Below are 11,792 nucleotides of genomic sequence, written 5' to 3' on the forward strand. Positions count from 1 at the left end.
AAAGTGAATATCTTTAGGAAACGTTTTCATTTTTTTAAAAAAAGAATGATAGAATAACGAGAAGTAAACTATGGGAGGAATTGTATGTTTTTAGGATATCATATTCTTACAAAATTTTTTAAAAACGGAGAATTATCAAACGATTCTCCAAAAGAAAGCTATCTTTATTACGAAAAAAATGCAATAGATGGAGATCTTCAAGGTATCATTCAAAAATTAGACTATCTAAAAGAGCTTGGGATAGATTTGATATATCTTGGACCCATTTTTAAGAGTAAAACTACCCATGGGTACGATATCACCAATTATTTTTCTATTTCAGAAAATATAAGTTCCAATTCCGAAGAAGAAGCTAAAGCCATCTTTGCAAAACTTATTGAAAATGCTCATAAAAGAGGGATAAAGGTTATTATCGATCTAGTACTTAACCATGCCTCAAAGGAGTTTGATTTTGATTCCGTCCCCAAAAATTTGAGTGTTAAAACCGAATCTCCACGTTCACCCCAAGAAGAAAGATGGCAAATGTCCTTTTTGTTCTGGAATCTAGACGATGAAGATACAAGAGAATTTTTAATAAGAGTTGGAGAGTATTGGCTAAAAAACTTTGAATTAGATGGATTTAGATTGGATCATGCTTTGGGATTGCCATTAAACTTTTTAGAGGAATTTTCTATAAGGATGAAAAAAATAAAAAAAGATGTCACAATTTTAGGTGAAGTATGGGAAGACGAAGGAGATAAGTTAAAAAATTTTAATCTCCTTAAAAAGTTCAAAGGGAATGATGCTCAACGTTTTACTAGTATGTTTGATTTTGCTACATACGATACCATTAAAGAAGTTTTAGGGAAGAAAAATGGATCATTATTAGAATTATACAACCAAATAGTATTATCAAACCAATTAAATGAAAAGGAATTTCAGCTAACTTATTTTATAGAAAATCACGATCTTCCAAGGTTCATAGATATATGCCAAGATATAGAAACATTTTACATCACGCTTGGTTTATTAATGGCTCTTACAGGAAATGTGATGCTAGAATATGGCAATGAGATAGCTTTAAAAGGAGACCAAACAATTCATAATTTTCACGAAAGTGGAAGAGTTGCCATGAAATTCAAAGAAGATTGGTCAGAGCAAGAGAAAAAAACCTTCAATTACTGTAAAAATCTCGTTGATTTAAGAAAAGTTCACTCCTCTCTTTCATCAGGGAGTTATGAACTAATTAATTCAGAAGAAAATTTACTAATTTTTAAAAAGAAAACAACATATGACGAGATAAAAGTACTGATTTATACTGGAGAACAAGCATATCAATTGGATAAAGAATATTTTGACCTAATTAGTAATAACAAAGTTTTGAAATTAAAAAGAGGTATTTATTACCTACAATAAATTTAAAGTATATTTTTTAGTTCTATAAGCTTGGATATACTGAGGACATCCTTCTCTTGGATTTGAAGAGACTCCTCATGATTTTTAAACCAAATGGCATCAATTCCACATTTTATTGCTGGTAAGATGTCATTTTCAAGATCATCACCAATGTAGACGATTTCATCTTTAGATTTTTTCGACATTAAAATTGCATAATTAAAAATCTTTTCATCAGGTTTAGGAAAACCGACATCTTCAGAACTAACTAAAATACTAAAATAATCAGATATTCCGGAACTTTTCATTTTATCAATTTGAGTTTTTCTAAAGCCATTTGTCAAAATTCCTAATTCATACTTATCTTTCAAATATTCCAAAGTTTCCAATGCACCATCAACGAGAAGTTTTTGCTTCGATAAGATTTCTAGGTATGTACTATTCATCTCTTCTATCAAATCCTCTCTATGCTTTATTTTTAAAGCATTTAAAGTAATTTCAAAACGAAGAAGTTTTAATTCTTGCTGACCTAATTCTTTTTTCCTATACATTTCCCATAGTTGTTTATTTATTTTTTTGTAAGATTCCACAAACTTATCCAAAGATGTTCCTCGAAAAACGACACCGTACTTTTGATAGATCCACTTCAATGCTTCTTGTGAATTACTTTCAAAATCCCATAGGGTGTGATCTAAATCAAAGTAGATCATCTTTACTTGGTCTTTCAAATATTTCACCTCTATTCTTCAACTAGATAAAATTGCTGAAAAAAATCTCTTTTTTAATTATAACATTAAACCTTTTTTATTCAAAACTTATGAAATAACCTTTATTTAAACTTTCTTTATTAAAAAGATGATAAAGTTAATTCTATTTTTACTTTTTTGTTAGTAAAATGTTGGATTTCAATTAGTGATAGAAATAACAAATATAATATTTAATTTTTCCCATATTTAAAAGTCTTATTTGATCTTTTAGTTTATTTTGTGAACTCTTACAAAAAAGGGGGTGAAGTTTAAATATTTAACTTAGGTTCTAGCAAAATTATTCTTTTAGAAATTCAAGCTTTTGTTTTAAAAATGCCTTTAGACGGGAGGAAAAAGTATGACTAAAACAGTAGAAAAGGTTCTTGGTTTGTTAAGTTTTGCACTAATTCTCATCCTAGGAAACACACTTTTAGCCACAGATATGCTTTTTTTTAGACTTTTGATAAGAGTAGGTTTTGGATACACTTTAGCTAGAGGTTACACCGGATTGCAGGAAGTGTCAATAGAGCCTATAGAACTGGATCAACTCAACTCATGCGTGCTATGATTTTCATGTTTTTCATAACCTCCTTGATGATCATGGGATTTTTGTTTAATTCAGATCCAACTAATTACGGCCTTTGGATAAAACCAATTAATTTTGGTTTACTGCGGGGAGCCTTTCTTTTTGGTTTTGGTATGTCCCTGTCCGTTTGTTGTGCTACAGGTGTACTTACCGACTTAACTATGGGATTTACAAGAGCTTTGATAACGTTGATATTTTTTGGAATAGGTGTTTTTCTTGGATTTCCTATTCAAAGAACGGCTGGATGGGTTACTAATTCTTGGAAGAGTTGCAGGAGGTGCCTCTGTAGCAGCAAGAGCAAGAAGGCTTGATGAATCTGCAGAAATAATAATGTTTTGAAAGGGGACCTCATGTTTCTTTCTCCCATTGCGCCTTACCATTTCAATTAAGTGGTATGGTAGAAAATAGTGATGATTTGGTTTTGACGACACCAGAGCAATTTAAAAAACAGTATAATATTGAAGCAAGGGTTAACAGTGAAGTTATTAAAATTATAAGGGATCAAAAGAAAGTCATTGTTAGAAATACGCAAACGGGAGAAGAATACGAAGAACATTATGACAAATTGGTTCTTTCTCCAGGCGCCAAACCTGTTTTTCCAAAAAGTATTGAAGGAATAGACAGAGCAAATGTATTTACAGCCAGAAACGTGGTAGATATAGTTAAAATTAAAGACTACATAGAAAAAAATAATATAAAAGATGTCGCAGTAGTTGGAGGAGGTTATATTGGAATCGAAGTTGCAGAAAACTTTAAATTAGCGGGTTACAATGTTAATTTGATAGAAGCTTTAGACCAAGTGATGCAACCTTTTGACTACGATAGGGTTCAGATCTTACATAAAGAGTTATACGATAACGGTGTAAACCCTATTTTAAGTGATTCTGTAACTAAAATCTTTGATGATTATGTAGAATTAAAATCTGGTAAAAAAGTAAATGTTAGAACTGTTATAATGGCTGTAGGAGTATTCCCTGAAACATCTTTAGCAAAATAGGCCGGTTTGGAAATAGGTGAAACAGGTGGAATTAAAGTTGATCATAACTACAAAACAAGCGATGATGATATTTATGCTGTCGGAGATGCCATAGAAACTTATTGTGCTTTATCGTGTAAACCCTTAAGATTACCTCTTGCTGGTCCTGCCCAAAGGCAAGCAAGGGCTGCAGCGGATCACATTTATAATATACCTCATATAAATAAAGGTGTGATTGGATTATCGACCGTGAAAGTTTTTAATTTAAATGCGGCTGCCACAGGGCTCAATGAAAAAAAGCTAAAGCCAATGGTATTCCTTACGACTTTGTTTATATCATTCCTCAGGATAAAGTTGGCTTGATGTCGAATAGTTATCAGCTACATTTAAAGTTGATATACGAACTTCCTACGGGAAGAATACTGGGAGCACAAGCAATTATCAAAGGTGATGCTGTTAAACGAATCGATATAATAGCCACACTAATTCGTATGAATGGGACATTAGAAGACTTAAAAGAATTAGAAATATGTTATGCACCTCTGTTTTCCACTCCAAAAGATCCAGTTAATCATGCTGCACTAGTTGGTTTAAATCTATTACATGGTAGATTCAGACAAGTCCCTGTGACTAAAGTTAGAGAACTTGTGGAAAATGGTGCTTTCATCATCGATTGTCGCGAAAAAGATGAATACGAAAAAGGGCATCACAAAACCCCTGTTAATATACCGTTGAGTGAACTCAGAGATAGACTAAATGAAATACCTAAAGATCCCCCAGTTTATGTTCATTGCCGTTCTTCTCAAAGAAGTGATAATGCGGTTATGGCCCTTCAAGGAAGAGGTTTCAATAATGTCTTTAATATTTTTGGTTCATTCTTGGGTATATGTTATTATGAATATTATTTAGACCAAATAACTGGTAGAGAAAAGATAGTTACCGCTTATAACTTTGATTGATTTATGTTTAGATCAAAAGTATGATATATTTTATAGGCCATCAAGATAATTGATGACCCTTTATCTAAAACCTCTCTAAAGAGAAGGAATTGTTTGTATGAACAATAATGAATCAAACAAAAAAAACAATCACATTTTATTAACAGTATTTACGTGGTTAACGATATTTTTAATCTGGTATATTGTTACATAACTAGAAATATTCATTCCAACTTTGCTACCCTCATCTCAAAGAGTCTGGTCAGCATTTTTAACTTTGATTAGAGATGGATGCAACAATATTCCATTATGGGTGCATATAGGAACAAGTTTCAAAAGAATGTTCCTTTAAGTGGTTATTTTAAAAAAGTGGAAGCAATCATAGATTCTATCGTGCAATTTTATAGGCCCTTACCACCTTTAGCTTATTATACGATTCTTATTTTATGGTTTGGTATAGGAGATTTATCAAAAGAAGTTTTGCTTTTTTTAGCCGCCTTTGCTCCTATATATAGCGTGTGTTTCCGCTGTGAGAGGAATAAACCAAGATTATATATTGAGTGCAAGATCCTTGGGAGCAAATCAAATGAATGTGTTTTTTAAAATTGTGTTACCTGCATGTCTACCAGAAATATTTACTGGGATTAGAACTTCTTTTGGTGTTGCATACACAACTCTTGTTTCTTCTGAAATGGTTGCAGCTACATCGGGTATCGGCTGGATGGTAATTGAGACATTAAAAGAGTTAATTTAGAATTAAAAAAGGTGAGTTTCTTTGTATTTTAGGGCCTTCCGGTTGCGGAAAAAGTACTTTGCTAAGAGTGATAGCAGGTTTCATCCCATTAACTTCTGGAAAATGTTTGATGCATGAAAACCCTATAGAATGGCCAGACTGGCATAGAGGAGTTGTATTTCAGGCCCCCACACTCTATCCATGGTTGACTGTTAAAGGAAATATAGAATTTGGGCCAAAAAGTAGGGGAGTTCCAAAAGATAAAATTGAAGAAATTTCTAAATTCTTTATTCAAGAAGTTGATCTCACGGGTTTTGAAGAAAAATATCCTTTTGAGCTTTCAGGAGGAATGAAGCAGAGAGTAGCTCTTGCAAGGGTGTTAGCAAATTATCCTGAAGTTATCTTAATGGATGAACCTTTTGGATCCTTAGACGCATTTACTAGGAGCAATATGCAAAATTTGATTAGAAATATTTGGAAAGAAAATAATTGCAGTATATTTTTTATAACCCATGATGTAGACGAAGCTTTGATGTTAGGGACAAAAGTTTTGGTAATGTCTCCTAGACCTGGGAAAATAATAAAAGAATTCACCTTAGATTTTACTAAAAAGTTGCTAACTCAAAAAGCAAAATATATACTTCATTCAGACGAATATTTTAATACAAAAAGCGAAATTTTAGATTTAATAAATTCTCAAAGTGAAATATAAAAAGATTATTCTTTTTTTGTTCTTAAGTTCTTCGCCTCGTGTAAGTATACAAAATTGTGGGTGCTGCTTTCACAAATAATCAGCGCCCTAATTATTTTTTCTCGAGAATCATTAAAGGAAGCTTCTTCTAAACTCATAAAAGGAACGTTATTCAGATCTAATTTCTCGCGTAGGATGGTAGCAGGATTGAGACTTTTAATGTCAGGTGTAACAGAAAAAATAACCGATATTATACGTGATATATCGTTTTTATCCATTATTTCGTTCCATAGTTCTAAAACTTTTTCTGTTAATTCCATCGGATGATCTTCTGTTAAAGAAGTTGCTCCCCTAATTCCTACGATCTTATATTCAAAACTCATATTATCATATCCCCTATTTACTCTCATCAAAACACTAAATAATTATTTAGTTTTTTGTTCCAAACCCAATTCTCGTTTAACAAAAACATGTTTATAAAACTCTAATTCATCACCCTTAGAAAAATCTTCGAAATTCTCAAATTGAATTCCACACTCTTTAGGTGCTTCGATTGATTTAACTTCATCCTTATAATGTTTCAAACTCTTAATTTTTACATCGGCAACTAAACCACCATTCCTATAGATTCTAACTCCGCCATCCCTTTGAACGTAACCTTCATTTACTTGAACACCAGCAATTTTTCCTACACCTTTTATCTTGAACTCTTCTTTAATTACACCATTTCCCGTGAGCTCTTCCTTTTGAATAGGCTCTAACATACCTTCTAAAGCTTTCTTGATATCATCAATCAAGTCAAATATAATATTATACCTTCTAACTTCTATTCCTTCAGCTTCTGCCATCTTTAATGCCTTTGAATCAGCTTTTACTCTAAAACCCAGAACAATCGCATCTGAAGCGGAAGCTAACATAATATCGCTTGTGCTTACCGGCCCTATCCCAGCATGTATAATTTCAATATTTATCTCTGGATTTTCAAACTTTTGGATGGCATTCCTCAAAGCCTCTATTTCTCCATAAGTACTAGCTTTTAATAAAATATTTAATTTCTTTTTTTCTTCCTCTTCCATTTTTTGCATAATATCTTCAAGCTTCACGTGTCTTTTAGCTGGACCTTTAGTTTTTTCTTCTTCTTTTTCTTTTATTTTTTCTGCAAGTGTTCGGGCCTCTTCTTTTGAATCAACCACGTATAAAATAGAATGTGTGTTCGGAACGTCATTAAACCCTAAAACCTGTACAGGAGTAGAAGGAGCAGCTCCGATTAAACTTTCTCCTTTATCATTTATCAACCTTCTGACTCTACCATAAGTGTAACCTGAAATAAAATCATCTCCAACTTTCAATATTCCATCTTTAACTATAACCGTTCCCAAAGGACCCATAGCTTTATCAACCCGACTTTCTATTATTACTGCTCTGGCCTTCCCTTCGGGAATACATCTTATCTCCTGCATTTCAGCAACTAAGATTATCATTTCCAACAACTCATCGATTCCTTTACCTGTTTTTGCAGAAATAGGAACGGTTATAGTATCTCCACCCCAATCCTCTGGAATAAGATTGAGTTTAGATACCATCTGTTGCTTTGTTAATTCAACATTGGCATTAGGTTTGTCAATTTTATTTATCGCCACTATTATAGGAACGTTGGCACTTTTGGCATGATTATATGCTTCTATTGTTTGAGGCATAACTCCATCATCTGCTGCAATAATAAGAACAACTATATCAGTAACTTGAGCACCTCTTGCTCTCATTTCTGTAAATGCTTCGTGGCCAGGGGTATCGATAAAAGTAATTTTTTGGCTGTTATACTCTATCTGGTAAGCACCTATGGATTGAGTAATACCCCCTTCTTCTTTATCAGCAACATGGGTATTTCTAATTTTATCTAATAGGGTTGTTTTTCCATGATCAACGTGTCCCATAATAGTGACTACAGGTGGACGTAGAGTTAATTTGTCTTTCTCTTTTTTATAAATTTCATTCCACTTTTTGGCAAGGATGCCTTCTATTTCTTTTTCTTCTTCTGTTTCTTCTTTTCCGACTTCAAAATTCAATATAACATTATAATTCATAGCAACTTCTTCTGACATTGTTTTATCTAGTTTCTGACCCGGTCTTAATACTATACCTTTCATAAACATGTCTTTTATAATATCGTTTTGTTCTAATTCAAGATGTTTGGCCAAAATATCAAGAGTTATTTCTTGTGTAGTTATAGTGACCTCTCTTACCGGTTTTTCTTTGACGGCTTCTTCTTCTGATTTTTCCTTTGCTTTTACTTTTTCTGAAGTTTTACTCTTCTCTTTTGACGGTTCTTTTTGATTTTTGACTTCCTTTTTGGCTTGTCTTTCTTCCTCAATAAGATCCTTGATAACCTGCACTGTTTCCTCTTCTATAGTACTCATATGACTTTTGACAGAGATATTTAACTCCTCTTCTAAAAATTCCATTAATTCTTTGGAGCTCATTCCTAACTCCTTCGCAACTTCGTATATTCGGGTCTTCGACACTTATAAACCACCTCCACTATTGAATCGTTTTCAATATTCCTTCGATAATATTTTCATCTGTAATTCCAACGACACTTATATTTTGTTTACCAAGAGTTTTAGCCAAATCCGACTTTGTGTAGTTTAATTCTATATAAGGTACATCGAAAATTTGACAATGTTTGATTACATCTAGTTTCACTCTGGAACCAGTATCCTTTGGAATAAGTATTACTTTCTTTCTTTGAAATGAACGAATATAATTTCTCAATCCTCGCTTACCATAAACAATCTTATTTGCTTTAGCAGCAAAACCCGTATAACTCAAGATCTTTTGTTCCCTTAAGGAATTCTCATTCCCCATGTTGTTTTCAAATCCCCTTTTTTATGAAACCTTCATTCTTTTTTATTATAACATTTTATTGCTTTCATTCAAAATATTTTTTCATTATATTTTAAGAAAATTCCTTAAAAACTCAAAAAAAGATAAAAAACATCCTTATTGATAATTTAAAAAGTATGGTAAAATAATAATAAGAAAATTTTCACAATTCTTAGAGGGGGAAGGGAATCTTCCCTCGCTAATCATCCTGGTACTATTTTAGCATTAGGGCATCTCTTTACAAAAGAAATAATTAAAAAGAGTAAAAAACAAATTTTTAGTACCATTTTTTAAGTTTCATATCCATACATATTATACGAGGAGGGATACACGTGGCAAAGTTGGTAAGAAAGAACTATCTCATGGCTCCAGGGCCAACCCCTGTTCCAATCGACCTTTTATTGGAAGGTGCGAGGGATACCATCCACCATAGGACCCCACAATATTTGGAAATTCAGAGCAAAGCCCTGGAAAATCTCAAATATCTTTTTCAAACAAAAAATAACGTATACACCTTAGCTTCTTCCGGAACAGGAGCGATGGAAGCTGCAGTTGCTAACCTTATTTCACCAGGCGATACAGCTATCGCTGTAAATGGAGGTAAATTTGGAGAAAGATGGTGCGAATTATGTAAAGCTTACGGTGCTAATTTAGTTGAAATCGATGTAGAATGGGGAAAATATGTTCGGGTGGAACAAATAAAAAAAGAACTAGAAAAGCACCCAGAAACAAGAGCTGTTTTCACCACCTTAAGCGAAACCTCTACAGGAGTTGTGAATCCCATCAAAGAAATAGCCGAAATTGTAAAAGGAACCGATGCAGTTTTAGTTGTCGATGCTATTTCTGGAATGCTTGCTGAACCTTTAAAAATGGATGAATGGAACATAGATGTTGTAGTAACTGGGGTTCAAAAAGGATTTATGATGCCTCCAGGAGTAGCAATGATAGCGTTAAGTGAAAAAGCAATGAAGATTGTTGAAAATTCCAACAACCATAGATATTACTTCGACTTAAGAGCATATAAAAAGAGTTTCCCAGATTCTCCTTACACCCCTCCTGTTAACCTTGTTTATCAATTAGCCCAAGCAACCGAGACACTAAAACAAGAAACAATTGAAAATGTTTGGGAAAGACACAGAATTCTAGCTGAAGCAACAAGGGCTGCTATCAACGCCATGAACTTAGAACTTTTTGCAGAAAGACCAGGAAATATTCTTACAGCAATAAAAGTACCACAGAATGTCGACGGAAAAGGTATTGTTAAATTTTTGAGAGATGACTGGGGAGTGACCTTCGCCGGCGGTCAGTCACAACTAAAAGGAAAAATAATAAGAATTGCTCATCTTGGCTACATGTCTAAATTTGATATTATTATTGCTGTAAGCGCCTTGGAAATGGCCTTTAATAAATTTGGCTTTGAGGTTGAATTAGGTAAAGGCGTAAAAGCTGCCGAAGAAGTTTTTATGAAAGAGGGGGTTTGAAAAAGATGAAAATTCATATAAACGACCCTTTGGATGAAAATGCCTTAAAAAAATTACAAAAGGAATTACCTAAAGATGAAATCACTTCAGAACATTTCGAAAAGGATGTTCTCAAAGATAAAATCAAAGAAATTGACGTATTAATAGTAAGAAGCGCAACTAAAGTAACAAAAGAAATATTAGAACATGCTGATAAGTTAAAGATTATAGGAAGAGCTGGCATGGGATTAGATAACATAGATGTTGACACAGCTAAATCGAAAGGTATAACAGTCTTAAATACGCCGGGCCAGAATGCTTTATCTGTTGCAGAATTAGTCATAGGTATGGTTTTAGATATTTACCGACATATTACAAGAGGGACGGTTGGTCTAAAAAATGAACAATGGGAAAAAAAACAACTAAAAGGATTGGAGTTGTCACAAAAAACCGTTGGTATCATTGGCTTTGGTTATGTAGGGAAAAATTTGGCACAATTACTAAAAGGTTTTCAGACCAATACTCTGGTGTATGATGTTTTTGAGATAAGCGCAGAAGAGCAAAAGGATTATAACGTTAGACAGGTATCTTTGGAGGAGTTACTTCAAAATTCTGACATTATTTCTTTACATATTCCAAAAAACGAAAAAACTTATCACTTTATAAGTGAACCCCAAATCAAAATGATGAAAGATGGTGCAGTAATAATTAATGCTGCAAGGGGAGGCGTCCTCGACGAGAATGCTGTGCTGAAATATCTGAAAAATGGTAAGCTCCTTGGAGTGGGATTAGATGTTTTCGAAGAAGAACCTCCAAAAGGTGATCTCTACAAGGAACTTTTTGCTTTACCAAACATTGTCGTAACACCCCATATAGGTGCTTCCACAAAAGAAGCCCAAGAAAGAGTTGGAATAAATATAGTAGACAGAGTGGTAGAAGAAATTAAGAAACTAAACTAACGAAATGTAGTTATATTTTCTTAAATTAATTTTTAAACTTAATTGAGTGGTTTTATGGTATAATCAGAGGGCTTTAATTAGTTTATGTAACAGATAGCAAATACTTTTTAAAAACTATTTGGAGGTGTAGCTATGAAGATAGTTATTGACAAAGAAGCTTGTATAGGAGACGCTATATGTGAAAGTTTATGTCCAGACGTATTCCAAATGGCTGATGATGGAAAAGCTGAAGTTATTGATGAGCAAAGTGACGCACCATGCGTGCAAGATGCCATAGATGCTTGCCCAACTGAAGCCATAAGTATCGAAGAATAATAAGGTAACAAAAAGAGTTTTTAAATTAATCGGGGATTTTTCCCCGATTTTTTATTTTTCATCCAATTTGTAGTATAATCTGTTTAGCCCTTAGAACATCTTAACTTTTCATTGTATAATTATATAAAATT

12 protein-coding genes and 1 pseudogene are annotated in these 11,792 nt (G+C 33.1%); 9 read left to right on the plus strand and 4 right to left on the minus strand.

Translation table 11 applies throughout. The features are described from left to right. Positions 1 to 84: 84 nt before the first annotated feature. Complete coding sequence (locus tag AA80_RS01720) at positions 85 to 1,395, plus strand: alpha-amylase family glycosyl hydrolase (RefSeq protein ID WP_103876149.1); 1,311 nt, start codon at positions 85 to 87, stop codon at positions 1,393 to 1,395. A gap of 2 nt (positions 1,396 to 1,397) precedes the next feature. Here AA80_RS01720 and AA80_RS01725 read toward each other — a convergent pair whose 3' ends face one another. Next, entirely contained in the window at positions 1,398 to 2,102 is a 705-nt protein-coding gene (locus AA80_RS01725) for a YjjG family noncanonical pyrimidine nucleotidase (RefSeq protein WP_103876150.1), read from the minus strand. A 376-nt stretch (positions 2,103 to 2,478) separates the two neighbouring features. Between AA80_RS01725 and AA80_RS10115 the strand changes: the two genes are divergently transcribed. The 5 genes and pseudogenes from AA80_RS10115 to AA80_RS01745 all read left to right on the plus strand — a co-directional run bounded on the left by AA80_RS10115 (position 2,479) and on the right by AA80_RS01745 (position 6,065). Beyond that, entirely contained in the window at positions 2,479 to 2,688 is a 210-nt protein-coding gene (locus AA80_RS10115; RefSeq protein ID WP_199177809.1) for a hypothetical protein, read from the plus strand. Further along, entirely contained in the window at positions 2,685 to 3,017 is a 333-nt protein-coding gene (locus AA80_RS10415) for a YeeE/YedE thiosulfate transporter family protein (RefSeq protein WP_370445627.1), read from the plus strand. Before AA80_RS10115 ends, AA80_RS10415 begins: the two co-directional genes overlap by 4 nt. Next, positions 2,947 to 4,641 (plus strand): annotated as a pseudogene (locus AA80_RS10420) (FAD-dependent oxidoreductase). The gene AA80_RS10415 and the pseudogene AA80_RS10420 overlap by 71 nt, the downstream one beginning before the upstream one ends. A gap of 478 nt (positions 4,642 to 5,119) precedes the next feature. Beyond that, positions 5,120 to 5,374 carry an ABC transporter permease gene (locus tag AA80_RS10140; RefSeq protein ID WP_255396811.1) on the plus strand — a complete coding sequence of 85 codons (255 nt, stop codon included), beginning with the start codon at positions 5,120 to 5,122 and terminating at the stop codon, positions 5,372 to 5,374. A gap of 25 nt (positions 5,375 to 5,399) precedes the next feature. Continuing rightward, positions 5,400 to 6,065: an ABC transporter ATP-binding protein gene (locus AA80_RS01745; RefSeq protein WP_304465920.1), complete on the plus strand. Its 666-nt coding sequence runs from the start codon at positions 5,400 to 5,402 to the stop codon at positions 6,063 to 6,065. 5 nt (positions 6,066 to 6,070) lie between these two features. Here the strand turns inward: AA80_RS01745 and AA80_RS01750 are convergent, their stop codons facing one another. From AA80_RS01750 to AA80_RS01760, 3 genes are read right to left on the minus strand one after another with little or no spacing between them, the layout of a single operon-like run. Next, entirely contained in the window at positions 6,071 to 6,427 is a 357-nt protein-coding gene (locus tag AA80_RS01750; RefSeq protein ID WP_103876152.1) for a chorismate mutase, read from the minus strand. 42 nt (positions 6,428 to 6,469) lie between these two features. Next, positions 6,470 to 8,566 (minus strand): translation initiation factor IF-2, encoded by a 2,097-nt coding sequence (gene infB / locus AA80_RS01755; protein ID WP_103876153.1) that lies wholly within the window; start codon positions 8,564 to 8,566, stop codon positions 6,470 to 6,472. Between the two features lie 16 nt (positions 8,567 to 8,582). Then, entirely contained in the window at positions 8,583 to 8,909 is a 327-nt protein-coding gene (locus tag AA80_RS01760) for a L7Ae/L30e/S12e/Gadd45 family ribosomal protein (protein ID WP_103876154.1), read from the minus strand. Between the two features lie 350 nt (positions 8,910 to 9,259). On the opposite strand from AA80_RS01760, the gene AA80_RS01765 reads away from it, so the two are divergent. The 3 genes from AA80_RS01765 to AA80_RS01775 all read left to right on the plus strand — a co-directional run bounded on the left by AA80_RS01765 (position 9,260) and on the right by AA80_RS01775 (position 11,661). Next, positions 9,260 to 10,408 carry a pyridoxal-phosphate-dependent aminotransferase family protein gene (locus tag AA80_RS01765; protein WP_103876155.1) on the plus strand — a complete coding sequence of 383 codons (1,149 nt, stop codon included), beginning with the start codon at positions 9,260 to 9,262 and terminating at the stop codon, positions 10,406 to 10,408. Between the two features lie 5 nt (positions 10,409 to 10,413). After that, on the plus strand, positions 10,414 to 11,346 hold the full coding sequence (locus tag AA80_RS01770) for a D-2-hydroxyacid dehydrogenase (protein WP_103876156.1): 933 nt from the start codon (positions 10,414 to 10,416) through the stop codon (positions 11,344 to 11,346). Positions 11,347 to 11,478: 132 nt separating this feature from the next. Then, positions 11,479 to 11,661, plus strand: a complete 183-nt coding sequence (locus AA80_RS01775) for a ferredoxin (protein ID WP_012208110.1) — start codon at positions 11,479 to 11,481, stop codon at positions 11,659 to 11,661. The last annotated feature ends 131 nt before the right edge of the window (positions 11,662 to 11,792 follow it).

It is taken from the genome of Petrotoga sibirica DSM 13575, from assembly GCF_002924625.1.
Classification (GTDB): Bacteria; Thermotogota; Thermotogae; order Petrotogales; family Petrotogaceae; genus Petrotoga; species Petrotoga sibirica.

Coding starts and splice junctions, on each gene's coding strand:
- AA80_RS01760 (WP_103876154.1), bottom strand. CDS start 8,909: ATGGGGAATGAGAATTCCTTAAGGGAACAAAAGATCTTGAGTTATACG.
- AA80_RS01750 (WP_103876152.1), bottom strand. CDS start 6,427: ATGAGTTTTGAATATAAGATCGTAGGAATTAGGGGAGCAACTTCTTTA.
- AA80_RS01720 (WP_103876149.1), top strand. CDS start 85: ATGTTTTTAGGATATCATATTCTTACAAAATTTTTTAAAAACGGAGAA.
- AA80_RS01770 (WP_103876156.1), top strand. CDS start 10,414: ATGAAAATTCATATAAACGACCCTTTGGATGAAAATGCCTTAAAAAAA.
- AA80_RS01775 (WP_012208110.1), top strand. CDS start 11,479: ATGAAGATAGTTATTGACAAAGAAGCTTGTATAGGAGACGCTATATGT.
- AA80_RS10415 (WP_370445627.1), top strand. CDS start 2,685: ATGATTTTCATGTTTTTCATAACCTCCTTGATGATCATGGGATTTTTG.
- AA80_RS10115 (WP_199177809.1), top strand. CDS start 2,479: ATGACTAAAACAGTAGAAAAGGTTCTTGGTTTGTTAAGTTTTGCACTA.